The organism is Pelagibius sp. (assembly GCF_965249265.1).
Taxonomy (GTDB): domain Bacteria; phylum Pseudomonadota; class Alphaproteobacteria; order Kiloniellales; family Kiloniellaceae; genus Pelagibius.
In genome coordinates this window covers 812,688-837,697 of record NZ_OZ252224.1, presented here as the reverse complement: position 1 = coordinate 837,697, position 25,010 = coordinate 812,688, and the positions used below count along the sequence as shown (strand labels likewise).

Sequence of the window (25,010 nt, the reverse complement as noted above, 5' to 3'; positions counted from 1 at the left end):
CGGCGGGGTGAGGAAGACAGCGCTCTAGGAATCCGAAAGGATTGTTTTAGCTGGACTTTTCAGTAAGTGAGGCGTCTAGCGGCGGGCGCCGCGAAGACGGCTGCCGCGGTTTCGCGCCAGCCCCTTTCCTGCCTCGGCGAAGCGCCCGAAGAGACGGTCCGGCAGGTTCATCGCCGCAGAGACGCCCTTGCCCAGGCGGCCGGCGACCTTCAGCACCTCGGCAATCCGGCGGTCCAGGAAGGCCCAGGTGGCGGCATAGTCGTCGGACTTGTCGTTCAGCCAGTACAACAGCGTAGAGGAGTAGACACCGGCGAGCAGGCCGCGCTTGGTATAGAAGTTATAGTCGGTCGCGGTGTCACCGGCGGCATACCAGATGGCATCCACCGTGCGGTAAAGACAACGCAGCCCGCTGGCGGCGTACTGAGGCATCGCAAAGAAGGCCAGGGCCCGCCTTGCCGCCTCGCGATGGGCGGCGACCGCTTCCAGGCGCAAACGCACGCCCGCCGTCACCTTGTCCCGCACCTTCATCGACTCCAGATCCAGGCGCTCCAGGCCGGCCAGCATCTGACGGTCGGCCTCACTGCTGAAAGCGCGGATCATCTCCTCCGGGCCGCCGGGGTAGAGGCGCCGCGCTTCGACGGGATCGATCTCAAGGTCTTTCGCCGCCGCATCGATCGCCCGCCAGGTCCAGCCGTCGAAAGGCACATGCCGCAGAGCCGCATCCAGCAGGGCCAGTCTTTTCTTGTCGTCAGCCATGATCTTGCAGAACCTCGTCTTCGCCCAAGGGCGTTTCACCGGAGAATTCGCCTCCGGCCGGCTCGGATGGCGGCGCCTCCTCCGCCGTCTGGGCCCGCATGGCCTCCTCGGCGAAAGCCAGCATCGACAAGTCTGTCATGCGCTGCGGATAGAGAATACCGTCCAAATGGTCGCACTCATGCTGAACCACCCGGGCATGGAAACCGCCGGCCTCGCGTTCAATGACGTCGCCTTCCAGGGTTTGGCCCCGATATCGGATCCGCTGCGGGCGTGGCACCTGGCCGACCAGGCCGGGTACGGAGAGGCAGGCCTCCGGCCCCAGCGCGACCGCGTCGTCCAGGACTTCGATCTCAGGGTTGATCAGGATCGTCAGCGGCACCGCGCGGCTGTCCGCCGTCTCGCGAAGCTCGGCGCCGTTGCCCGCGTCTTCGGCAGCGGCGCGGGCCCCTGCGACAAAGAACACCACGACCCGCAAAGGAACATGGACCTGTGGGGCCGCCAGGCCGGTACCACCGGCGTCGTCCATGGTTTCCAGCATATCGCGCACCAGACGGTGGATCTCCGGCGCCCGGGGGTCGGCCACGGGATCGGCCTTCCGGCGCAGAATCGGATGGCCCATACGGGCAATTTTCAAGATCGCCATGGGATTAATATGGCGGCGCGCCTCCAGTGGGTAAAGGCGCCGCAGCCGGCGAATCGGCCAAAATCCGGCCGCCTGAGACCGGGGCGCTGCCGCGCGTCAGCCAGGGCCCTGGCCCGCAATACCGGGCGGGGGGCCGGTACAGGGCGGCAGAAGGCCCGATTCTCCAGCGCAGATCGGGAAAATAAGTCGGAAATTGGCGGGATTCCGGCGATTTGGGCTGCCTTTTTCTGCGAGAAAAGCCTTCCTTTTCCCGGCACCCTATGATACCAACCGGCCATCCCTCGCAGCATAAAGGCTGCGGGCAAGGTTATTTTGCCTCAACATCAGAGTAATTCGGCCCCGAAAACCCGCCGGGATGCGTGTTTTTCGTGGCTCCAGAGAGGAGCACTGAGCGTCTGTGCAAGTTCAGGTTCGAGACAATAACGTCGATCAAGCCCTTCGTGCGCTGAAGAAAAAGCTGCAGCGTGAAGGCGTCTTCCGTGAGATGAAACTCCGCCGCAACTTTGAAAAGCCCTCTGCCCGCAAGAAGCGTGAGCGCGCCGAAGCCGTGCGCCGCTATCGCAAGCTGCTGCGCAAGCGCATGGAGCGCGAAGGCTTCTAGAAAGAATCTGTGCGGACCGCGGCGCGTTGACCGATATCGGCGCGCTTGCGGACTGCTTACGGCGCCGGTTGTGATGGCCGGTTGTGACGGGCGGAAACCTCTGTCGTCACACAAAGAAAAAGCGGGTGTTTCGCCCGCTTTTTGCATTTCTCAAAAGATTTCTCGGATGGCGCCGCTGCGCCTGGTCGGATGGCGCCGCTGCGCCTGGTCGGATGGCGCCGCTGCGCCTGGTCGGATGCCGTCGTTACGCCTGGACCGCGCCGCGCTAGGCGGCCGAGGCGCTGTCGGCTTCGGCCGGTATCACCTTGGCCATATGCACGGACATCAGCGGGTCGACATCCGGTGCCGTAAAGGGCAGCCGTCCGACCTCTTCGTAGCCGAGCTTGCGATAAAGCGGCACCCCAGTCAGCGTCGCCCAGAGTTCCAGGAGCCGGCAGCCCGCCGCCACCGCCCGTTCTTCGGAGAGGCGCACGAGCTGAGAACCCAGTCCCCTGCGCGTATGCTTGGGATGAACGAAAACCGAGCGGATCTTGGCCGAATCCGCGGAGATACCCTCACAGACAACGCTTTGCTCACCTTCTTCGGTCTCAAAGATGGGCATACGCCGGGACCAACCGCCACTCGCGATGATCCGCCCCTCCAACTCGGCCACGAAATAGGTTCCGTCGTCGATCAGGGTGGGATCGTAAGTGCCGAAATAGCCGATAAAGGCTTCGATCTGGCGGGCTGTGTAGTCGGCGGAATTCAACCCATGAACCGACAGAAAGTGCATGGCCTCGATTGCCGGTTTGTCATCCGGCTGGGCAAGGCGGATAGACAGGCCGTCGTTTGTCATATCAAGGCTGTCACGGTTGGTTTCTTGGACTGGAGTTGTCAGGCTCGAACTCTTGGTCTCGAATCCCGGGCAAAAAGCGTTGCGCGTGCGATGCAGGACACAAGATCACGAAAGGTCCTTACCACGTCCCTGCGACGGAGTCGCCGCATGAACCGCCTCAGGAGCGTGAAACCCGCCAATGGCCCGGTTCCCAGCACCGCACGCAGAGAAACCATGACAGGCGATTGTTTCAGGCCGTTTTCGCGGTAAAGCGCAAATTGTATTGATTGTTTCTGGAAAGATCCGGGCTTGAGGCAAAGCGGCATCAGCCCGCTCGCCGTCCGGACCATCCGCCGGATGCCGAAGACGGGAAGCAGGCTGCTACCCTAATGCCATGAAAAACCTTGAAAAACGCCTCTTCCGGCGCTGGAGCAGATCCGGGTTTGATGGAATCGCTTTAGCGATCCATCAAACCCGGTGAATCTGCTCTAACATGTTGAGATCGATCGGATTCACACGTTTTGTCGAAAACACGAAGTGGTTCCGACAAAACGTGATCCGATCTAGGCGACCAGGACCTGGTGCATGCGCTGCAAGGCCGCGGCCCGCTCGTTCTCGCGTCCCGTTTCGGCAAACAGCTCTGCCGCCCGGCGATAATCCTCCGCCGCCGACATGACGTCACCCAGGCGCGCCCGGCAGTCGCCACGGCCCATATAGGCCCAGGGCTCCACCGGGTTCAGGGCGATGTCCTGTTCGAAATCGCCGAGGGCATCCTCGAAGGAGCCCTGACGGAGCAGAAACCGCCCCCGAAGGTGATAGGACTTGGCGTGATCTCCCTTAAGCGTGATCGCCCGGTCAAGATCTTCCAACGCACCCTTGGTGTTGCGCAGACGCTCGTGCCACTTCGACCGCTCCAGCAGCGCCGACACACAGTTCGGCGCGCGGTACAAGGCCTCATCGCAGTCCGCGATGGCACGGGAGAAATTCTTCAGGGCGCCGAAACACTGCGCACGCTCCATGAAGAGAAACGCCTTGCCGTCCTCGCGCGCCAGCGCGGCGTTGAGATCCAGAATCGCAAGGCGCATCTCGCCGAGGCGGCTGTAGCACTGACCACGGCGGGCATGGGCCTGCCAGGAACCGGGCTCGAACTCGAGCTCGCGCGTGTAGTCTTCAATGGCGCCGCGATAATCCTCGCGACGCTGACGCAGGCGGGCGCGATTGGCATAGCCCGGCGCAAAGGTCGGATCGAGTGCGATGGAGCTATCGTAGTCTTCCGCCGCTTCGGCCAGCTTGCCCTGGGCTTCCCGGGCAACGCCACGGCGGTTGAAGATGCTGGCCTCCTCCGGCGCAATCAGGGAAGCACCGTCAAGGTCCGCTTCCGCCTCCGCATGGCGCTTCAGGCGGCTGAGGGCGGCAGCGCGATGAAAAAGCGTCACCACCTGCTCCCCGGCGAGGTCGATGGCCATGGTGAGATCCGCGACAGCCTTCAGATAGTCATGCCGTTCCAGATGGCAGAGCCCACGGTTGGAGTAGGCCGCTGCGAAGCAGGGATCAACGCGGATGGCAGCATCGAAGTCGCAAAGCGCCCCGGTCAGGTCGCCTTTTTCCCGGCGCACCATGCCCTTGCCGTTGTGGGCTGCGGCCCAGCCGGCGCCATGGATACCCGCCTGTTCGAAATCGTCGATGGCCAGATAGGTGTAACCCAGCTTGCGGTAGCTGTAGGCGCGCTCCATCAAAAAACGGCCATTGCGGGGATCGCAGGCCAAAGCGGCGGAAAACTCGACCACCGCACCCTGATGATCGCCGCCCTCGGCCCGCTCCAGGCCGCGCTGAAAACAGTCTTCGGCATCCCGTTGCCGGGTGTCGGGCTTCGGCTGCGTGTCGAGAGACCCGAGATCGGCGGCGAGCTGACGGTCCTGAATAGCGCGATCTGCCGTGGGCTGCGCGGAGTCGCGGGGGCCCAGCGCGCGCATCAGCGGCTCGGCCGCGGGATCGCCCGCCTCCTGGGACGCCGTCTCATCCGCCCGGTCATTCGAGGCTTGGAGATTCATGGAGTCCAGCAGCGTGAAACCCTCAAGACCGACCAGGCGCCGCGAACGGCCGTCCAGCGGCAAGTCTGTAGGAAAAAGATCACACGGAAAGCGCTTCGAAAGCTGCGGCCCGTTCTCCGCTTTCGCCCCATTTTCCGCTTTCGCACTTTCATGCTGGCCAGCCATTGTGCTCCCCTCACTGGACGTTACATGGCTGGAAGATGCCCGTCCGCCGGCTCCGGCTCTGTGGGGAAAATCACACCAAGGGAAAAAGACGGCGATTCCGGGGTAACCCAGGGTAGCCAAGAGCCTCAAGAGCTCTCCAGATCGGCTTTTTCAGTCGTAGCCGAAGAGCCAGCGGGTCCGCCCGCCGGCAATATTGATCACCGAATGGCGGGCGCCACGGGGGATGAAGGCCTCGTCACCCGCCTCCATCACGAAACGCCGCGCTTCGACAACCAGCGCCAGACGCCCTTCGGCGACGGTGACCACCTCGTTGGTGTCGTGGACGAAGTCGTCCCAGGACTGGCCCGGCGGATCGTCGAAAACATGGCAGGAGTAGCCGCGGGCCTTCCAGTCCGCGGCCACCGTGGCGGCATCCACCGGGGCAGCGAAGTATCCTGGCGTGATTTCTGCGGCCGTCGTCATGCCGCAAGGGTCGGACAAACAGCGGGCCCCTGCAAGAAAAAGGGACGGCACAAGGCCGCCCCTTTCGTCAGTCGAATGCCGGAAGGCAGTCGGTCGAGGACCGTGTCGAGGACCGTCAGGTGCCGATCTCGCCGCCGTCGTCCTTTCGAACCACCACGACCGAGGGACGCGGCGGCATGCCTTCGGTGAAGTCCGGCCAGCGGGTGGCCGGGTCTTCGAAGGTCGAATTGCGCTCGAAGCCGGGATAGTCCTTCGTCCCGTCGGTTGCCGGGTGCTGCACCGCGAGAAACAGCGATTTCACATCGGGCGTGAATCGCGGACCGCAGAGTTCCGCACCGATGGGGGTCCGGAAGAACATCTTGCTGTAGCCACGCATATCGCCTTCGGTCTCCAGACCGTAGAGGCCGTCCGCCGTGCCGGTCTTTGACCAGCCTGAGCCCTGGTCCGTGGAAATCCAAAGCCGGCCAGCGGCATCGACCGTGCAGTTGTCCGGTGAGCCGAACCAACCGTTCTCCGACGTGGCTTCATGATACTTCGCACCGACGTCCGGCTTGCTGGGATCGCCCGCGACCACCAAGAGGTTCCAGTCGTATTGCAGGGCGTCGTGGTCCCCATTGGGCGGAACCATCTCCACGATCTGGCCGAAGTCGTTGGGGCCGCGCGGGTTGGCCGCATCAACCGCATCGGCCTTGCGCTTGGAGTTATTGGTCAGCATCACATAGACCTTGTTGGTCTGCGGATTGGGATCGATATCCTCCGGCCGGTCCATCGGGGTCGCACCCAAGAGGTCCGCGGCAATCCGTGCCTCGATCACGACGTCAGCCTGGCTGTGGAAGCCATTCTCCTCCGTCAGGGGGCCACTGCCGTAGATCAGCGGCAGCCAATCGAGCTTGCCGTCCTCGTTGAAACGCGCAACGAACAGGGTGCCGTCATCGAGGATATCCATGTTGGCGGCACGATCATCCGGATTGTAGCGGCGCTCCGATACGAACTTGTAGACGTAGTCGAAACGCTGGTCGTCGCCCATATAGACCACCACCCGGCCGTCGCTGTTCACGATCGGCTCGGCACCCTCGTGCTTGAAGCGGCCCAGGGCGGTGCGCTTCTTCGGCGTCGAGGTGGGGTCGAGGACGTCAACCTCAACCACCCAGCCGAAACGGTTGGCTTCGTTCGGCTCGGCATTGATATCGAAACGCTTTTGGTACTTCGACCAGGCGTACCAGCCGCCGGGCACGCCATAGCGCTTGTAATTGCGCTCTTCAGGATGGCCATCCACGGCACCGCCGAAATAGCCGTGGAAATTCTCCTCGGCCATCAGATAGGTGCCCCAGGGCGTGATGCCGCCGGCACAGTTGTTGATGGTGCCGATACAGGTCTTGCCCGACTGATCGACGGAGGTCTTCAGCCGGTCGTGGCCGGCCGCCGGACCCGTCATTTCCATGTAGGTGGTATTGGCCGTGATGCGGCGGTTGTACTGGCTGTCCTGCACCACCGACCACTTGTCGCCTTCACGCTTCACCTCGACGACGGAGCCGCCATGAGCCGCCATTTCGATGTCGACCAGATCGGCTGTCATGTCGGGGAAGCCCTTTCTGTCCTGGCGCCCGATGCCGGGGAACATGACCTCTTCACTGGTATACTCGTGATTCACGCAAAGCAGGCCGTTGTCCGGATTGTCCGACCCGAAGGGCAAACCGACATAGCCGATGAAATCGTTGTTGTAACCGAACTGCTGGGCCTGGGCCGCCGCGGTCTGGTTCATCGGGTCGAATTCCGGGGCGTCGGCCAGAATCGGATCACCCCAGCGGATCAGGATGTCGGCGCTGTGGCCCGCCGCGACGTGATGGGTCTCATCGACCCCATGCTCGATTTCCGTCCAGACGTAGCGTTCCTCGGCCGCTTGCGCGGTCTTGGCGCCGCCCAAGGCCCCCAGAGTACCGCTCAGCGCCGTCGTCGCGGCCAGCCCCAAGGCACCGCGCATTATGTCCCGGCGCCCATAGCGGCGCTGGGCGATCTTGCCGAAGGTGTTGGCAAGATTGGTATTTGTCGGAACATCTTCGGAAGCCTCAAAGGCTGCGCCCTTTGAAGCGTAGTCTTCGTTTCTCTGCATGTCAGGTGCCTCTCCTAATACGGGTGGGACACCGCTTTCGCGGCTGGTTCTTGGCTGAAAAGTCCGCGGGACCCTACAGCAGCTAGATGCTGGACCTATGACGTAATTATTACAAATATATGACAGACTGGACAGAGGTCGATCCGCCGTGTCACAGCGCCCCTCAAAGGCCGGATTCTGGTTTGCAATCAATAATTAAGGGGTAGACCGCAACTCGCGACGGAATTTCTGCGTAGATGCGCTGTGTGAACAATCGAAACGAATTTCCCCGGCGCGCCACATGCGACTGAAACATTCCCGTAGCAGGGTCCAGCAAGGAAAAACCTCCGTGCCGGAGGGCTCGCGTCCGGACTTGCGCCGACACAGGGGCCCAGGCCATGCTACCGATTGGTTCAAGCAAATCGCCGTAATGTCCAGTCCACACCCCTCCGCCGCCCGCATCACACGCAGCCTCAATGCCTCTCTGGAGACCCTGCGAAGGCCCCTGGCCGTGGCCAGCGCAGCCAGCGACACGGCCGAATCCACCCTGCTCAGCGCCAATCAGGCCTTCTTTCAGGTCAGCGGCCTGAATCGGGAGAGCCTGAGAGGTCGCTCGCTGGCGGACTGCGACGGCAGCCTGATCGATCTGCGGCCGCTCTTCGACCGCGATGGCAGACGCCGGAATTGGTTGGTGTTCCATCATGCGCCTTCGCCGAACGGCGACGGCCCGGCAATCTCGGAAGCCGCGGCCGCGGACAAACCGAAGAAGCGCAACAGCGCTGCGGCGGCGGGCGGCCGGGGCAAAAAGAAGCCGACCGGCGGCGGCGACGGCTTCAGAGCGCTGGTCGAAGGCATTCCAAACGGCGTGCTGGTTCACCGCGATTTCAAGCCGCTCTATGCCAACATGGCCTGCGCCCGCCGTATAGGATTCGACAGCGGTGACGCGCTTACCGCCGAACCGACGCTGCTGCCCTTTCTGCCCATCGAACTGCACAGCGTCGCGCTCAGACGGCATCGGCGGATTCTTGCGGAGGGCGATCCCGGCCCCGCCCGGGTCCTGCGGTGCCTGACGCGCAGCGGCGAGCCCTTCTGGGTCGAAGCAACGGAAACACGTATCCTCTGGCAAGGCAGCCCGGCGGTCCTGGTTTCCCTCAGCGACGTGACCCGTCAGGTGCAGATGCGCCGAACCGAGCTGATGCTGCGCGAAGCGATCGACAATCTGTCGGACAGCTTCGTGCTCTATGACGCCGACCTGCAGGTCGTGCTGACAAATCAACGCTTCCACGAACTGTTCCCTTTCCTGCCGGCGCAGCATGCGATCATCGGCAGGCCGATGCAGGAACTGGTGGAAGCCAGTGTCGCCAACAACGTGGTGACGGATCCCCGCGTCTGGCGGGACCGCGAGCAGTTCATCGCCGACTTCATCGCCGACCGGCTGAGCAACGAAGCCTGCATCAGCGAGGATGCCTGGCCCGACGGCCGCTGGGACATGGTGAAGGAACAGCACACCCGTTCCGGCGGCTTCGTCTCGGTACGTACCGACATCACCCAGCGCAAGCGGGCCGAGTTTGCGCTTCGCGATCAGGAAAGCCGTCTGGAACAGGCTCTGGCGGAGCGCTCGGCGCAACTGAAAGGCATCCTGGCCAACATCGCCCAGGGCGTGACCGTTACCGCACCCGATATGCGGGTCCTGCTGGTCAACCAGGGCTTCCTCGATATCTTCGATATTCCCGAGGAACTCGGCAGGCCCGGCGTCCATGTTTCCGAGTTCGTGCGCCAGGGCCTGCGCAACGAGCACTACCCCCGCGCCGAGGTCGAGGCCGCCGGAGGCGAGGACGCTTTCGTCGACCAGCGCCTGGCCGCCATTGCACGGGTGACCCGCAGCGTCGACCAGCGCACCCTGGCTGACGGCCGTGTCATCGAGGTGCGTCAGCAGCGTCTGCCCGACGGCTGCATCGTTTCGACCTACAACAACATCACCGACCGGGTCCACGCCGAACGCGAACTGCAGCGCCAACGCGAAAAGAGCTACCAGAACGAAAAATTGACGGCCCTCGGCGGACTCCTGGCGGGGGTCTCTCACGAGTTGAACAATCCGCTTTCTGTGGTGATCGGCCAGGCGGCCCTTCTGGAAAGCATGTCGACGGACAGCGCCATGGCCGAACGTGCCATGAAGGTCAGAATTGCCGCCGACCGCTGCGCCAAGATCGTGAAGACCTTCCTTTCCATGGCCCGTCAGCGCCCCGCCGCGCGCAGCGCCATCCAGATCAATCATCTGATTGAGGACGTGCTGGACCTGGTGACCTATCAGCTCAACACGACCGACGTCAGCATCAGCCGCGACCTCGCCCCGGACCTGCCGTCGGTCGCCGGCGACTCCGACCAGCTAAGCCATATCCTGGTGAACCTCTTCATCAATGCCCAGCAGGCGATGATCAACAGCCCGCGGCCCCACCGCCTGATGATCTCCACATCCTATCTGGCAACCAGCCGTCAGGTGCGGATCGTCGTCCGTGATACCGGGCCGGGCATTCCCGAGGAAATACGCTCGCGTATTTTCGATCCCTTTTTCACCACCAAGCCGGCCGGCCATGGCACCGGCGTCGGGCTCTCGGTTTGCCATGGTATGGTGACGGCCCACGGCGGCAGTATCTCGGTCGAGAACGCGGCCAGTGGCGGCGCCGTTTTCACGGTCCTGCTGCCGGCCGGCGGCATGACCCGGCCGGAGCTGCCCGAAGAGGTCCTGCTGCCCCATCACAGCGAAGAACGCCAGATCCTGGTGGTCGACGACGAACCGGATATCACCAGCTTCCTGGTCGAGATCCTGGAAGCCGCCGGACACAGCGTGGATGTCGCCTCCAGCGGCCAGACGGCTCTGTCGAACCTGGCCACCCGGGACTACGCCGCCATCATCTGCGATCTGCGCATGCCGCACCTGGACGGCCCCGGGCTCTATGGCGCTCTCAGCGAAACCAAACCGCACCTGCTGGACCGCTTCATCTTCATCACCGGCGATCTCTTGAACGAGCGCACCGACCGCTTCCTGAAAAAGTCCGGCCGTCCCTGTATCGAAAAGCCCTTCATGCCCAATCAGATCCGCGGTCTGGTCGAGGAGATCGCGGCACGTCAGCAGGATTGAGGCGAAGCAGCGTCTAGATCGGATCATGTTTAGACGGAACCACTTCGTGGTTGCGCCAAAACATGTGAATCCGATCACCATCAAACAGTTAGAGCAGATTCACCGAATTGATGGATCGCTAAAGCGATTCCATCAAGCCCGGATCTGCTCTAGGCAACGTCTGGCTTCTGCCCCCTATTTGTCATAGGACAGCGGCACCGCCGCCGCGCTAGCGTCCCCCTGGCAAAGACGGCAGGAACTTCAATCATTCTTGCCCGACAAAACCAACAAACAGCCTGGGGGAAGAGCGCAAGGGGGAGCATCGCGCGCGGCCGCCAATGCTGTTTAATTCTCACATCTTCATCTTCGTCTTCCTGCCGCTGACGCTCGCCGGCTTCTTTCTGGCAGCCCACTACGGCGGCCGGCGGCCGGCCATCATCCTTCTGATCGCCGCCTCGCTGTTCTTCTACGGCTGGTGGAACCCGGCCTTTCTGCTACTGCTGGCCCTCTCGGTGGCCTTCAATTTCACCAGCGGCATCGCCCTGGCGCAGGTTGCCGAACGCCGCGGCGAGACCGCCGCCAGGGCCCTGCTCTGCGCCGGGGTGGCGGTCAACCTGGGGCTCATCGGCTACTTCAAGTATGCCGGCTTCCTGGCCGGCAGCCTGAACGCGCTGACCGGCAGCCTGATCGACCCCGGCAGCATCGTCCTGCCCCTCGCGATTTCCTTTTTCACCTTTCAGCAGATCGCCTATCTGGTGGACGTCCGCCAGGGCCAGGCGCCGGAGACGGACTTCCCGCGCTACTGCCTCTTCGTCGTCTTCTTTCCTCAGTTGATCGCCGGACCCATCGTTCATCACCGCGAGATGCTGCCGCAGTTTGCCGAAGACCGCACCTTCGCGCCACGTGCGGAGAACCTGGCCATCGGCACCACCATCTTCGCCATCGGCCTGTTCAAAAAGGTGGTGATCGCCGACAGCCTGGCCACGGTGGCGAGCCCCACCTTCGCCGCCGCCGAAGCGGGTGCGGAGCTTCATTTCTTCCAGGCCTGGAGCGCCGCCTTCGCCTACAGTCTGCAGCTCTACTTCGACTTCTCCGGCTACTCCGACATGGCCATCGGCATCGCCCGCATGTTCGGCATCAAGCTGCCGCTGAACTTCAACGCGCCCTACCGCGCCACCTCGATCATCGACTTCTGGCGGCGCTGGCACATGACCCTGTCCCGCTTCCTGCGCGACTATCTCTACATCCCCCTGGGCGGCGGACGCCGGGGCCCGCTGCGCCGTCATGTGAACCTGATGATCACCATGCTGCTCGGCGGCCTCTGGCACGGCGCCGGCTGGACTTTCGTCGTCTGGGGCGGACTGCACGGCGCGATGCTGGTGATCAACCACCTCTGGCGGCACCTCTTTCCCACCAGGGCAACGCGCTGGTGGTCGATCGCCCTGGCCCGCCTGATCACCTTCTTCGCCGTGACCCTGGCCTGGGTTTTCTTCCGCGCCGAGAGCTTCAGCGGCGCCCTGGCGGTCTTCGACGGCATGCGGAACCTGCCCTATACCCTGGCGGCGCGGCTGGGCCCGATCAGCGATGTCCTGGTAATGCTCGGTTTCCGTTTCGACGGCCCCTACATCACCCTGGATCACAAGCTCTCCGTCGCCTGGCTGGCCTTCTGGATCGCCTTTCTCTGGTTCATGCCGACGACCCAGTGGCTGATGCGCAACTTCAGCCCGGCCTTCGGGTTCCGCAGCGCTGACTATGCACCCGTTGCGGGCTTCCCCGGCGTCATCCGGTTCCAGGCGGCTTTGGCCTGGCGGCCGAGCCTGGTTTGGGCCGGCACGACGGCAGTCATTGCCGCGGTTGCGGTAATGGGCCTGACCCGGGTTTCCGAATTCCTCTATTTCCAGTTCTAGCGGCCAGTCCTAACGGAGAGAATCAAAGCAGCATGACCAGCCTTTCGGAACCCCGCAGCCTCGACGGAAGGAAGGCAATGGCGCCTCTGCGGCGCCGGCTGTTCAACCGGTACCTTGCCGGTGTCTTCCTGGCCACCGGCCTGCTGAGCGCCGGCGCAGTGGTCCTCAACAGCGTCATTGATCCCCTGTGGTTCTGGCGCGGCAACCTGATCACCGGGCAGAACTACATCTTCAACGAGCGCGTGGCCAAGGTGAACCTCATCCTTCAGGCGCCGGAGAAATACGACTGCCTGATCTTCGGCAGTTCACGCGTGACCCTCTTCGATCAGACCGACATCGCCGGCCACCGCTGCGCCAACCTCGCCTTCTCCGCCGGCAAGGCGGTGGAGTTCCTGGCCTATGCGCGCTATCTGGCCGACCGGGGCATCCGCCCGCGGCTGGTCATCGTCGGGGTCGACGATTTCAACTTCCTCACCAAGACGACGCGGCAACCGGAGATTCCCGATTTCGTCCGCAAGGGCGAAGCGCCGCCGGGCTGGCTGGAGAGCTACCTTTCGCTGACCGCCCTGGACTTCTCACAACGCACCTTGCGGGAGGTCTCGCCCATGCCGCGCTTCTACAACGACGGCTTCGTCGGTGGTGTGCTTAAGGATACAGCAGCTTTCAAGCCGCCGAAGAAGCTGAAAGCCGCGGTCTTCAAGGGCCGTCTCGACCCGCAACGCGCCGATCTCTACCGCCAGCTCCGCGATACTTTTCCGGAGGCACGCTTTTGGGGTTTCGTGCCGCCGGTGGCGGCCTGGAAGGTGACGGAGACCCGCCATCTCGGAAAGATTCTCGACGGCTATCTCCAGGCGATCGCCAACACGGCGGAGCACTTCGAGGTGCTCTACGATTTCTCGGTGCCCTCCGCCGTCACCCGGCGGCACGACAACACCTATGACGGCTCTCATTACTATCCGGCTGTGCACAAGGTGATTTCCGAGCGGCTGCAGACGGCCTCCCCGCAGGTGCCCGCCGACAGCTTCGGCCTGCCGGTCCACGCCATGACCCTCGGTCAATACGAGGGCGCCTTCAAAGCCGCCCTGAACCGCTTCCTCGCCGCCGAGTTTCCCGATTTGAAGCAAGCCGAGGTCGCGCAACGCTGAATGCTTCGAGACGCGGCTTCGCCGCTCCTCAGCATGAGGAGAGAACTCTTGGAAACAGGCCAAACCTCATCCTGAGGAAGCCCCGCGAGGGGCTGTCTCGAAGGATGACGAAGACAGATCACCCCTTGCCGCGCAGCTGTTCCAGCTCTTCGATGTTGCGCGGCCAGTCCTTTTTCAGGAGCGCGGAGAGCGAGCGGTCGGCCAGCACCTTGCCGCCGGTCTGGCAGCGCGGGCAGTAGTTGGTCTCGTTGCTGGCGTGGCGGATGCGCTGCACCGCCGTATCGCAGACAGGGCAGGGCTTGCCGTAGCGCCCATGCACCGCCATCTCCTTGCGAAAGGCGGTGACCTTCTCCGGGAACTTGCCCGCGGCGTCCTCGCGCAGCAGCCGGGTCCAGTCCTCCAGCGCTTCGCGGGTCGCCGTGAACAGCGTCTCGATCTCCGCTGCCGTCAGCTTGGCGGTCATCGCCACCGGCGACAGACGGGCGCGGTGCAGGATCTCATCGGAATAGGCATTGCCGATGCCGCTGAAGATGCGCGGATCGGTGAGCGCGCGCTTCACCGTGTGGTTCTTGGCGGTTAGCGCCGCCGCGAAGGCCGAAAGATCAGTCTCCAGCACTTCCAGCCCGCCGGGGTCGAGGGCTGCCAGCCCGGCTTCCCCTTCGACCAGATGCAGGGAGGCGCGCTTCTTCGAACCCGCCTCGGTCAAAGTCAGGCTGCCTTCAGCGAAATCGAAAGCGGCCAGCCCCACCTTGCCCTGCAGCGCCGCGCCCGGCGGTTTCCAGTGCAGCCGCCCGGCGATCATCAGATGCAACACCAGCCAGAGATCATCTTGCAACCCGAAGACGATGCGCTTGCCGAGCCGCCGCAGCGCCGTCACCATCAGCCCCTCCACCGACTTGATCGGCGGCACCGCCGTGCGCAGCAGAAACGGACTGGCGAGGCGCACCTTCTCCAGCCGCTGGCCCAGCACACGGCTTTCCAGCGCCTCGATATAGACCGCGATGTCGGGCAGTTCAGGCATGGGGCTAAGCTTGGCATGAAGGTGGTCAGGGCGACAACCACCGTCGGAAATGTCCCGGAGAGCACCCGCACACGCTTCGCTCTGCAACGGGATCAGGACGTCGATCCTTACCGGCGGTTTTCACTCGGACAGAACGGTCCCTTGGACCAGAGGACTGAATCGCCGAGAAAATCACAGCAGATCTTCATTAAGTCGGCTTGGCAAAGCTAATCACGATCGCTAGCGCGCCGAGAAGAGAATGGCGCGGGCCGTGACTCGGCGGGTTTGTTGGCCCACACTTCTTTCACCAAAGGTCAGGGATGCAGAGGGGAGATGCACCATGAATGACCGGGAAACCGCGCTGCCGCAGAAAACGCGGGAACTTCACAACCATCACTTTGATTCGACCGTCTGGAACGATCTGACATTTCGCGACGACGACATCGTCATCGCGACCTACGCCAAGTCCGGGACCACGTGGCTGCAGCAGATCGTCGGACAACTGATCTTCAACGGGCGCGGCAATGTTCCCATTGCGGAGATGTCGCCCTGGCTCGACCTCAGGGTACCGCCCAAGGAGGTGCAACTGGCTGCGGTCGAGCAGCAGACCCACCGGCGCTTCCTGAAAACCCACCTGCCGCTCGACGCGCTCGTTTTCTCGCCCCAGGCCAAGTACCTCTATATTGGGCGGGACGGGCGCGATGTGGTGTGGAGTCTCTATAACCACCATGCCCATGCCAACGAACGCTGGTACGGCGCGCTGAACGACACGCCTGGGCGGGTCGGCCCGCCGATCGAACCGCCGCCGGACTCGGTCCAGCAGTACTTCCACGACTGGCTAGAGAAGGACGGCTTTCCCTTCTGGTCGTTTTGGGAGAATGTCCGGACCTGGTGGGCGATCCGTGATCTGCCCAACGTGCTCTTCGTCCATTTCGCGGACCTGAAGGCGGACATGTCCGATGAGATCCGGCGCATCGCGGATTTCCTGGAGATCCCCATCGAGACGGCCCCGTGGGACGACATCCTGGAACACTGCAGCTTCGACTACATGAAGGCCCATGCCGAGGCCTGCGTGCCCATGCGCGGTGCGCTCTGGGAGGGTGGCGCCCAGACGTTTCTGCACAGCGGCGCCAACGGCCGCTGGCACGACGTGCTGAGCACCGAAGTGTCCGCCGCCTATGAGCAGAAAGCCGTTGCTGAGCTTGGGGCGGACTGTGCCGCCTGGCTGCAGGGCGGCCGGCAGTCCTGAACGCACCCTGATCAAAGGGATTTCAAAACCCTGGGCCATGCTCTAGGGTCTGCCCCCATCATGACCGAATTGCACAGTATCCAGACTCTGGCGCCCGCTGCCCCGGAGAGCTTCACCGAACCCGAAGCCGCCTTCGCCCGGCTGTCCATGCTCTATGACGAGGCCACCAGCTTCCTCTGCACCCAGTTCGAGGCACTGCTGGGCGGGGCCAAGCCGAGCAAGCGGCTGCGGGCCTTCTATCCCCAGGTGGCGATCACCACCTCCAGCTTCGCGCAGATCGATTCGCGCCTTTCTTACGGACACCTGCCCTCGCCCGGCCATTTCGCCGCCACCATTACCCGGCCCGACCTGTTCCGCGACTATCTCATCCAGCAGCTCGGCCTGCTGATGAAGAACCACGGCGTGCCGGTCACCATCGGGCCGTCCCATACGCCGATCCCGCTGCACTTCGCCTTTCCCGACGGGATGCATGTGGAAGGGGCGCTGGTCGATCGGCTGGGCTATCCGCTGCGCGACCTTTTCGACGTGCCCGACCTCTCGGTCACCGACGATGCCATCGTCAACGGCACCTTCGAGCCGTCGCCGGGCAGCCCGATGCCGCTGGCGCCCTTTACCGCGCCGCGGGTCGACTACTCCCTGCACCGCCTGTCGCACTACACCGCGACGGCGGCGGAGCATTTCCAGAACTTCGTGATCTTCACCAACTACCAGTTCTACGTCGATGCCTTCTGCACCCTGGGGCGCGAAGCCATGGCCGAGAGCAAGGGCGACTATCAGGCCTTCGTCGAACCCGGCAACGTCATCACCCGGCGCGGCCAGAAGGCGCCGGAGAGCGGCATACCGCTGGAACGCCTGCCGCAAATGCCGGCCTATCACCTGAAGATCGACGACCACAGCGGCATCACCATGGTGAACATCGGCGTCGGCCCCTCCAACGCCAAGACCATCACCGACCACGTGGCGGTGCTGCGGCCCCATGCCTGGCTGATGCTCGGCCACTGCGCCGGCCTCAGGAACACCCAGGCGCTGGGCGACTATGTGCTGGCCCACGGCTATGTCCGCGAGGACCACGTGCTGGATGCCGACCTGCCGAGCTGGGTGCCGATCCCGCCGCTGGCCGAAGTCCAGGTCGCTCTGGAGGACGCGGTGGAGGAGATCACCGGCCTGGAAGGCTATGAGCTGAAGTCGATCATGCGCACCGGCACGGTGGCCACCATCGACAACCGCAACTGGGAACTGCGCGACCACCGCGAGCCGGTGCAGCGTTTCTCCCAGTCCCGCGCCATCGCGCTGGACATGGAAAGCGCCACCATCGCCGCCAACGGCTTCCGCTTCCGCGTGCCCTACGGCACCCTGCTCTGCGTCTCCGACAAGCCGCTGCACGGCGAGCTGAAGCTGCCCGGCATGGCCACCGCCTTCTACAAGCGCCAGGTCGACCAGCATCTGCAGATCGGCCTCAGGGCCATGGAGAAACTGCGCGCCATGGCGCCGGAGCGCCTGCATTCGCGCAAACTGCGCTCCTTCACCGAGACGGCCTTTCAGTAACGGTTTGGCGCGGCACCAATTCCTGGCGCGCCGTACCCTTGGGGGTGATGAACCCGAAGGCGGCATTCTGCGACCCACTGGGTAAGCGCTGCCGCAGCGACTGATTGGAAGACCCGTGAAACTGCCCGCTTTGCCAATCCTCGGTCTTACCCTCTTCTGCCTTTTCGCAGGACCGCAGGTCGCCGCTGCTGGCGGATCGGAGCCGGAGGACGCCGAAGACGCCGCCATCGCGCAACTCTTTGAGGACTGCGAGGCCGGTGACATGCAGGCCTGCTTCCGCCTCGGCGCGCGCTACGACGAGGGCTACGGGGTCGACGAGGATCTCGTGCAGGCGGCTGCCTACTATCGGCGCGCCTGCGACGGCGGCTCGGCCGCGGGCTGCTACGGTCTCGCCAGCAAGTACCAGCTTGGCGAGGGCGTCGAACGGGATCAGGCGCGCGCCGATCAGCTCCTCCGCCAGGCCTGCGAGGGCGGCCTCGCGCTGGCCTGCGACTCCGTTCCGCCGCCCCTGCAAGAGGGCGGCTGACGCAGACGGCTACTTGGGCCCGCAGCCCCGCCGAAACCGATAAACGTCCAAAAGCGACAGCCTTCGGCGGGTTCAAGCCTTCCGTTCCGGTGAAAAATCGGGCTAAAATTTCAGCCAAGAACTAAAGGGATGTCGTCGCCAGAACGGCAGCCGAGCAGAGGAAACCAACCCGGAAGGAATCAAGGGCCATGAGCGGACCTGCCGCCGAGACTCCGAAAAGCCCGCGGCGCAGCCGCCGCGCCGGTGGGCGCGAGGCCCGCAAGGCCCTGCGTGCCGCGCCCCTGGCCGACGATATCCAGCCGATCCGCGGCGGTATGGAAGGGGGCCGCTTCAAACCGCTCGACGATGCCGCCATGCAGCGCATCCACAAGGCGGCCCTTCAGGTTCTGGCGGAAATCGGCCTGGCCGATGCCCCGCCCTCGGGCATCGAGGTGATGACCCTGGCCGGCGCCAGCCTGGGCGACGACGGGCGGCTGCGCTTTCCCGCCGCCCTCGTCGAAGACACCTTGGCCCAGGCCAACCGCAGCGTCACCCTCCATGCCCAGGACCCGAAGTACGACATCCAGCCCGGCGGACGGCGGGTCTATTACGGCACCGCCGGTGCCGCCGTGCATCTGGTCGATACCGAAAACCGGGTTTACCGCGAATCGACCCTGCAGGATGTGTATGACGCCGCGCGCATCGCCGGTACCCTGGACAACATCCATTTCTTCCAGCGGCCCATGGTCGCCCGCGACCTGCCCGACCCGACGGACCTGGACATCAACACCGTCTATGCCTGTGTGCAGGGCACGACCAAACACATCGGCACCTCCTTCACCTCGGTCGCAAGGGTGGAAAAAGCGCTGGAAATGCTGCACCTCTTTGCCGGCGGCGAAGAGGCCTGGCGCGAACGGCCCTTCGTCTCCAACTCCAACTGCTTCGTGGTGCCGCCGCTGAAGTTCGCCACCGAGTCCTGCGAGATCATGGAGGCCTGCATCCGCGGCGGCATGCCGGTGCTGCTGCTCTCCGCCGGGCAGGCCGGGGCGACCGCCCCCGCCGCCATCGCCGGGGCGGTCACCCAGGCGGTGGCCGAGTGCCTGGCGGGGCTGGTTTACGTGAACGCCCTGGCACCGGGACATCCGGCGATCTTCGGTACCTGGCCCTTCGTTTCCGACCTGCGTACCGGCGCCATGTCCGGCGGCTCCGGCGAGCAGGGCCTGCTGACCGCGGCCTGTGCCCAGATGGCGCAGTTCTACGATCTGCCCGGCGGTTCCGCCGCCGGCATGGCCGACGCCAAACTGCCCGATGCCCAATCCGGCTACGAGAAAGGGATCACCGATGTCATGGCGGGCCTCGCCGGGCTCAACATGGTCTATGAATCCGTCGGCATGCACGGGTCATTGCTGGGCTTCTGCTTCGAGAGTCTGATTATCGACAACGACATGATCGGCCAGTGCCTGCGCTGCGTGCGCGGCATCGAGGTGACCGAGGATTCCGTCTCTATCGAGGCCATGCGCCAGGTCTGCCTTGAGGGACCGGGACACTACCTCGGTCACAGCCAGACCCTGGGGCTGATGCAGAGCGAGTATGTCTATCCCGCCCTCGGCGACCGCTCCTCCCCCAAGGAGTGGGACGAGAACGGCCGCCCCGACCTAGTCCTGCGGGCCATCCAAGAAAGGAAGCGCATCCTCGCCGAAGTCTTCCCGCGCCATGTGCCGGAAGACATCGACAAAGCCGTGCGCGACGCCTTCAACATCATGCTGCCGAAGGAAAAGATGGGCGGGTAGGGCGGCTTCGACCGCATGCTTCGAGACGCTTCGCTCCTCAGCATGAGGTCGATGTTCCAACACCTCGCCTCACCCTGAGGAGGCCTAAAGGGCCGTCTCGAAGGGTGTCGTGCAACCTTGCCCGGCTAAAGCGCCGTCACGGCGGCAGAGCCGCTGCCCGTCATCATCAGGGGGTTGCGCAGGGGGCGGCCGAAGAGTGGGGCCTCGATTTCGAAGACGTCGCCTTCCTGCGGCTTGATGCCGTCGGGGAAGCTGAGGACAGCCGCGCCGAAGAAATGCACATGCACGTCGCCGGGCCGGCGGTGCTGGGCATACTTGAAGTGATGGTGTTCCAGGTTGGCGATGGTGTGGCTCATGTTGGCCTCGCCGGTGCCGAAGGGCTTTTCCCAGATCACCTCTGCACCGCGCCGGATGCGGGCTTTGCCCTGGATATCGTCCGGCGCTTCGCCGAGCAGCAGTTCCGGCCCGAAGGAACAGGGCCTGAGCTTCGAGTGGGCGAGATAGAGATAGTTCTGCTGTTCGATCACGTGGTCGGAGAATTCGTTGCCCAGGGCAAAACCGATGCGCCGCGGGCTGCCGTCCGGGGCGATGACATAGAGTCCGACCAGTTCGGCCTCGTCGCCGCCGTCCTCGGCGAAGTCGACCATGCCGAAGGCCTGTTCCGGCGGCGCGACGATGCCGCCGTCGCCCTTGAAGAACCATTCCGGCGGCACGCCGACAGCGCCCTCAGCGGGCTTGCCGCCGTCTATGCCCCATTTGAACATCTTCATGGAGTCGGAAAGCGCCGCCTCCCCCGCTTCAGCCACCTTCTTGTGCATGGAATCGCGGGCATCGGCGCTGCCCAGGTGCGTCAGACCCGTACCGGTGATCAGGCAATGGGCATCGTCGGGATGATCCAGGGGCGCCAGGAGACGGCGTTCCGCCACCACGGCGTCATAGTCTTCCGTCTTATCACCGGCCAGTTCCTGGGCCAGCGCCGCCAGGCTCACGTCCTTGTCGATGGCCTGGTTTGCCAAGTCGTAGACCCGCTCGACACCATCGAGCAGCCGCAGCGTCGCACCGTCTTCCCCGGCGACCGCCACCGCGCGCGCACCGTTCTGTGAAACAAACTGAACCAACCGCATAACTGCTCCCCCTATTCGATCACGGCGAAATCATCGAGGGCATCCTCGGCAATCTCCAGACCCAGACCCGGTTTGTCGTCGGCAAGATCGATGAAGCCGTTCGAGGGCTCCGGGTCGCCGCGGAAGACATAGTAGAACAGTTCGTTGCCAATCTCGACATCGTGGACCGGGAAGAACTCGGAAATCGGGCAGTTCAGATTGGCCATGGTCAGGTGGTAGTTGTGCATCTGCCCGGCGTGGGGCACCACCGGCACCTGATAGGCCTCCGCCAGGGCATTGATCTTCTGCGCCGCGGTGATGCCGCCGACCCGGTTGGTGTCGTACTGGATGACGCTGACAGCGCCGAGGTCGAGCAACTGGCGGAACCCGAAGAGCGTGTATTCGTGCTCACCGCCGGAAATCGGGATGCCCATGGCGTTCAGTTCGGCATAGCCGTGCAGGTCATCGGCGATCACCGGTTCCTCCAGCCAGCGCGGATCAAAGGGCGCAAGGCGCGGGATCATGCGCTTGGCGTAATCCAGGTTCCAGCCCATGTAGCATTCCAGCATGAGGTCGCGGTCGTAGCCGATGACCTCACGCAGGGCCTCGACGCGCTTCACGTTCTCACGCATGCCCGCCGGGCCATCCTTGGGTCCCCAGCCGAAGCGCATCTTCATCATGGTGAAGCCCTGGTCGACATAGCTCTGGGCCTCGGCCTGCATCACCTCGATCTTGTCGGCGTAGAGCTTGGAGGCATAGACCGGGATCTGCTCCTTGGTGCGCCCGCCGAGCAGCTTGAAAACCGGCTTGCCGGTGGCTTTGCCCATCAGGTCCCAGATCGCGATGTCGACGGCGGAGATCGCCGTCATGCCGACGCCCTTGCGGCCCCAGGCAAGAGTGCGGCGGTACATCTTCTCCCAGAGATAGGCGTAGTCGAAAGGGTCCTCGCCGGTCACCAGGGGCGCCAGGTAGAGATCGATGCACTGCTTCACCAGTTGCGGCGCCAGGGCGGCATTGCCGATGCCGACCAGCCCCTCATCGGTCTCGACTTCGCAGACCAACCACTCGTGAAAACGGAAGGAACCCATGGCGTCGCCGCGCTCGTAAAGCGCATCGGAAGCATTGGTGCAGAAGTTGGGCTGCGGCGGCACGGTCTTGCCGTTCCACTGCAAGACACGGGTACGGATCTTTGTGATTTTCATGCCAGGGGCTCTCAGGCTGCGTCTTCGCGGCGGTTGGCGGCCATTTCGGCGCACATCATGAAGGCGCGCCGCGCCGGTTCGACATTGGCTTTGTTCTGCCCGACGATATCGAAAGCGGTGCCGTGGGCCGGCGTCGTCATGGGGAAAGGCAGGCCGCTCAGCACCGAGACGCCTTTGTCAAAACCAAGCAGCTTGATCGCAATCTGCCCCTGGTCGTGATACATGCTGACCGCACAGTCGTAAGCGCCGTCGCGCACCTTCAGATAGAGGGTGTCGGAGGGAAAGGGACCGTCGCAGTAGATCTGCAGCGCCTTCGCCCGCTCAACCGCCGGCGCGATGATCTCGATCTCCTCGCGGCCGATCTTGCCGCCGTCGCCGGCATGGGGGTTGAGCGCGGCCACGGCGATCTTCGGACGGGCAAAACCGGCTTCCTTCAGCGTCTGGTCGGCCAGCTTCACCGAGGCGACGATTTCATCCTCCGACAAGCGCCCGGACACTTCGCCCAAAGGCACATGAGACGTCACCCGGGCATTCCACATGCCATCGATGACGTTGAACTCGCTGACCCGGCCACGATGGCCGATGCGCGTACGGGCCCACTGAGTCTCATCTTCCTCGCCCAGGCCGGCCAGGTGCATGGCCTCCTTGTTGAAGGGCATGAAACAGAGCCCGTCAGCCCCGCCCGCCTTGCAGAGATCCAGTGCCCGGCCGAAACCGTTCAGCACCGCCTGACCGGCAACGGTCGAGACCTTGCCCGGCGTGACCGCCTGCAAAGCCTCGTCCGGCAGATCGAGAAGATTTATCTCGCCCTCGGACCAGTCCGCCTCATCCGCCGCCGCGATCCGGCGGAAGACGATGTCCTCTCCGGCAACGGCGCAACCGGCGGCAAAGACGCCGATGTCGGAAAGCACGAGGATATCGGCGGCTTTGCGAACCTCGGGCTGCACCAGCAGTTTGGCCATCAGCTCCGGGCCGATACCCGTTGCGTCTCCCTGCACCAAGGCGATCTTGGGTTTCATCTCGGGTCCTAACGATAAAAGATTTCAACAAGGGTCATGGGAATGGCGGGCACGTAGGTGACCAGCAGCACCATCACCGCCAGCACGGCGATAAAGGGCAGGTTGGTCCGGGTGGTCGTCCAGATGTCGGTCTTGGCGATGGAACAGGCGGTGACCAGCACGCTGGCGACCGGCGGCGTCTGCTGCCCGATGGCGAGGTTCAGGGTCAGGATGATTCCGAAGTGCACCGGGTCGATGCCGACGGCATGGATCAGTGGCAGCACGATGGGCACCACCAGAATGATCGCCGCCGCCCCATGCAGGAACATGCCCATCACCAGCAACAGGATGTTCAGCAGGATCAGGACGACATACTTGTTGTCCGTCGCCTCGGTGATGGCGCGGGCCAGATTCTGCGGCAGCTCGATCTCCGTCAGATGCAGGCCCAGCACGGCGGAGGTGGCGACCAGCAGCATCACCACAGAGGTCTGGGTGACGCCTTCGATGAGGGCGCCGTAGAGTTCCTTCAGCTTCAGTTCGCGATAGATCAGGCCGCCGATGAGGAGTGCGGCCACCACCGCCAGGCCCGCGCCCTCGGTCGCCGTCACGATGCCGCCGAAGATACCGCCCAGGATGATCACCGGCAGCAGCAGCGCCCAGAAGGCCTCGCGCGCCGCCTTGCCCAGGCGCGGCAAGGAAAAGGCTTCCTCGCGCGGCAGGTTGTAGCGCCGGGCAAACCAGTAGCAGAGGCAGAGCATGGCAAAGCCGCCCAGCAGGCCGGGGATGACCCCGGCCACGAAAAGCTGGACGATGGAGGTGTCCGCCATGGCGCCGTAGAGGATCATCGGAATCGACGGCGGGATGATGATCGCCAGGGAAGCCGAGGAAGAGGTAACGGCGGCGGCGAAAGCCGGCTTGTATCGCCGCTCCTTCATCGCCGGAATGAGGACCGAGCCGATCGCCGCCACATCGGCAACGGCGGAACCGGAAATCTCGGCAAAGAACAGCGAGACCCCGACGTTCACCATGGCGAGGCCGCCGCGGGCAAAGCCGATCAGCGCCGAGACGAAGGCGATGAGCCGCCGCGAGATGCCGCCGGTGTTCATCAATGCCCCGGCCAGGATGAAAAGCGGAATGGCGATCAGCGGAAAGGAGGTCGCACCGTCGAACAGCGTGAGGGCGGCGTTGTAGAGGCCCAGTTCGCCGCTAGCGGCCACCATGCCGATCAGCGCCACCGCGCAGATGGCCACGGCAATCGGCACGTTGATGAGGATCAGGGCCAGAAGGCCCATCAGGATAAACGGTGCCGTCATCGCCCGGACTCCCTCTCCGCAATGGCGCTTTCGGCCTTGGCGATCTCCGCTTCAATCTCTTCTGCCTCGGCATCGTAGCCGGCCAGGTTACGGGCCCAGGCCTCCGGCGTGGAGAGCATCTGTGCCAAAACAAAGAGCGCACAGCCGATTGGCACGACGGACTGGGTGAACTGCAAAGGGATCCAGTCGAGGGACACCAGGGTCTCCCCCGCCATCACACCCAAGACCACCCAGCCGGCCCAGGCCATGGCGATAAAGACCGCGTAGACGATCAGTTCGGCGAGGATGAAAAGCAGTTTGCGCGGCAGCAGGGGCAGGCTCAGCACCAGGCCGGAGAAACCCAGATGCCCGCGGCGCAGGGCCGCGAGGGCGGCGCCGTAGTAGGTGATCCAGGCCAGCAGGACCGAAGCCACCTCGTCGTACCACGGCAGCGAGGAGTTCAGGCCATAGCGGAAGGTGACCGCCGCGACCACCAGCAGCGCCAGGAGAACCAGCAAACCGATGGTGACGACTTCAAGAAGACGATGCAATACGCGGCCGGCCAGAGACATCAT

20 protein-coding genes are annotated in these 25,010 nt (G+C 64.0%); 8 read left to right on the top strand and 12 right to left on the bottom strand.

Going from position 1 to position 25,010, the window contains the following annotated elements; genetic code table 11:
- Window positions 1–75: 75 nt before the first annotated feature.
- Both ACP146_RS04070 and ACP146_RS04065 read right to left on the bottom strand, forming a co-directional pair.
- A complete protein-coding gene (locus ACP146_RS04070; RefSeq protein WP_422365490.1) occupies window positions 76–756 on the bottom strand; it encodes a COQ9 family protein in 681 nt (226 codons plus the stop codon).
- Entirely contained in the window at window positions 749–1,399 is a 651-nt protein-coding gene (locus ACP146_RS04065; protein ID WP_422365489.1) for a peptide deformylase, read from the bottom strand. The genes ACP146_RS04070 and ACP146_RS04065 overlap by 8 nt, the downstream gene beginning before the upstream one ends.
- Window positions 1,400–1,796: 397 nt before the next feature.
- Between ACP146_RS04065 and rpsU the strand changes: the two genes are divergently transcribed.
- Window positions 1,797–2,000, top strand: a complete 204-nt coding sequence (gene rpsU / locus ACP146_RS04060; RefSeq protein WP_167223142.1) for a 30S ribosomal protein S21 — start codon at window positions 1,797–1,799, stop codon at window positions 1,998–2,000.
- A gap of 265 nt (window positions 2,001–2,265) precedes the next feature.
- Here rpsU and ACP146_RS04055 read toward each other — a convergent pair whose 3' ends face one another.
- The 4 genes from ACP146_RS04055 to ACP146_RS04040 form a co-directional block, all read right to left on the bottom strand.
- Window positions 2,266–2,835 carry a GNAT family N-acetyltransferase gene (locus ACP146_RS04055; RefSeq protein WP_422365488.1) on the bottom strand — a complete coding sequence of 190 codons (570 nt, stop codon included), beginning with the start codon at window positions 2,833–2,835 and terminating at the stop codon, window positions 2,266–2,268.
- Window positions 2,836–3,377: 542 nt separating this feature from the next.
- A complete protein-coding gene (locus ACP146_RS04050) occupies window positions 3,378–5,030 on the bottom strand; it encodes a tetratricopeptide repeat protein (RefSeq protein WP_422365487.1) in 1,653 nt (550 codons plus the stop codon).
- A 150-nt stretch (window positions 5,031–5,180) separates the two neighbouring features.
- Entirely contained in the window at window positions 5,181–5,510 is a 330-nt protein-coding gene (locus ACP146_RS04045) for a cupin domain-containing protein (RefSeq protein WP_422365486.1), read from the bottom strand.
- A 97-nt stretch (window positions 5,511–5,607) separates the two neighbouring features.
- Window positions 5,608–7,602 carry a PhoX family protein gene (locus ACP146_RS04040; RefSeq protein ID WP_422365485.1) on the bottom strand — a complete coding sequence of 665 codons (1,995 nt, stop codon included), beginning with the start codon at window positions 7,600–7,602 and terminating at the stop codon, window positions 5,608–5,610.
- Window positions 7,603–8,011: 409 nt separating this feature from the next.
- Between ACP146_RS04040 and ACP146_RS04035 the strand changes: the two genes are divergently transcribed.
- The 3 genes from ACP146_RS04035 to ACP146_RS04025 all read left to right on the top strand — a co-directional run bounded on the left by ACP146_RS04035 (window position 8,012) and on the right by ACP146_RS04025 (window position 13,751).
- On the top strand, window positions 8,012–10,720 hold the full coding sequence (locus tag ACP146_RS04035; RefSeq protein ID WP_422365484.1) for a PAS-domain containing protein: 2,709 nt from the start codon (window positions 8,012–8,014) through the stop codon (window positions 10,718–10,720).
- A gap of 317 nt (window positions 10,721–11,037) precedes the next feature.
- Window positions 11,038–12,606: an MBOAT family O-acyltransferase gene (locus tag ACP146_RS04030; protein ID WP_422365483.1), complete on the top strand. Its 1,569-nt coding sequence runs from the start codon at window positions 11,038–11,040 to the stop codon at window positions 12,604–12,606.
- 32 nt (window positions 12,607–12,638) lie between these two features.
- The gene (locus ACP146_RS04025) at window positions 12,639–13,751 is read left to right on the top strand and encodes a hypothetical protein (protein WP_422365482.1); all 1,113 of its coding nucleotides are present in this window, start codon (window positions 12,639–12,641) and stop codon (window positions 13,749–13,751) included.
- Window positions 13,752–13,869: 118 nt separating this feature from the next.
- Here the strand turns inward: ACP146_RS04025 and ACP146_RS04020 are convergent, their stop codons facing one another.
- Entirely contained in the window at window positions 13,870–14,772 is a 903-nt protein-coding gene (locus ACP146_RS04020; protein WP_422365481.1) for an Fpg/Nei family DNA glycosylase, read from the bottom strand.
- A gap of 319 nt (window positions 14,773–15,091) precedes the next feature.
- On the opposite strand from ACP146_RS04020, the gene ACP146_RS04015 reads away from it, so the two are divergent.
- The 4 genes from ACP146_RS04015 (at window position 15,092) to ACP146_RS04000 (ending at window position 19,840) form a co-directional block, all read left to right on the top strand.
- On the top strand, window positions 15,092–16,000 hold the full coding sequence (locus tag ACP146_RS04015; protein WP_422365480.1) for a sulfotransferase domain-containing protein: 909 nt from the start codon (window positions 15,092–15,094) through the stop codon (window positions 15,998–16,000).
- A gap of 60 nt (window positions 16,001–16,060) precedes the next feature.
- Window positions 16,061–17,545 carry an AMP nucleosidase gene (locus ACP146_RS04010; RefSeq protein WP_422365479.1) on the top strand — a complete coding sequence of 495 codons (1,485 nt, stop codon included), beginning with the start codon at window positions 16,061–16,063 and terminating at the stop codon, window positions 17,543–17,545.
- Window positions 17,546–17,660: 115 nt separating this feature from the next.
- Window positions 17,661–18,071 carry a tetratricopeptide repeat protein gene (locus ACP146_RS04005; RefSeq protein ID WP_422365478.1) on the top strand — a complete coding sequence of 137 codons (411 nt, stop codon included), beginning with the start codon at window positions 17,661–17,663 and terminating at the stop codon, window positions 18,069–18,071.
- Between the two features lie 188 nt (window positions 18,072–18,259).
- Window positions 18,260–19,840, top strand: coding sequence for a trimethylamine methyltransferase family protein (locus ACP146_RS04000; RefSeq protein WP_422365477.1), 1,581 nt, complete (start codon window positions 18,260–18,262; stop codon window positions 19,838–19,840).
- A 125-nt stretch (window positions 19,841–19,965) separates the two neighbouring features.
- Here the strand turns inward: ACP146_RS04000 and araD1 are convergent, their stop codons facing one another.
- The 5 genes from araD1 to ACP146_RS03975 are packed head-to-tail and all read right to left on the bottom strand — an operon-like array spanning window position 19,966 to window position 25,010.
- Window positions 19,966–20,964 carry an AraD1 family protein gene (gene araD1 / locus ACP146_RS03995; protein ID WP_422365476.1) on the bottom strand — a complete coding sequence of 333 codons (999 nt, stop codon included), beginning with the start codon at window positions 20,962–20,964 and terminating at the stop codon, window positions 19,966–19,968.
- Between the two features lie 11 nt (window positions 20,965–20,975).
- A complete protein-coding gene (locus ACP146_RS03990) occupies window positions 20,976–22,145 on the bottom strand; it encodes an L-rhamnonate dehydratase (RefSeq protein ID WP_422365475.1) in 1,170 nt (389 codons plus the stop codon).
- Window positions 22,146–22,156: 11 nt separating this feature from the next.
- Window positions 22,157–23,164, bottom strand: coding sequence for a PdxA family dehydrogenase (locus ACP146_RS03985; protein ID WP_422365474.1), 1,008 nt, complete (start codon window positions 23,162–23,164; stop codon window positions 22,157–22,159).
- 8 nt (window positions 23,165–23,172) lie between these two features.
- Window positions 23,173–24,456 (bottom strand): TRAP transporter large permease, encoded by a 1,284-nt coding sequence (locus tag ACP146_RS03980; protein WP_422365473.1) that lies wholly within the window; start codon window positions 24,454–24,456, stop codon window positions 23,173–23,175.
- Window positions 24,453–25,010, bottom strand: coding sequence for a TRAP transporter small permease (locus tag ACP146_RS03975; protein WP_422365472.1), 558 nt, complete (start codon window positions 25,008–25,010; stop codon window positions 24,453–24,455). Before ACP146_RS03975 ends, ACP146_RS03980 begins: the two co-directional genes overlap by 4 nt.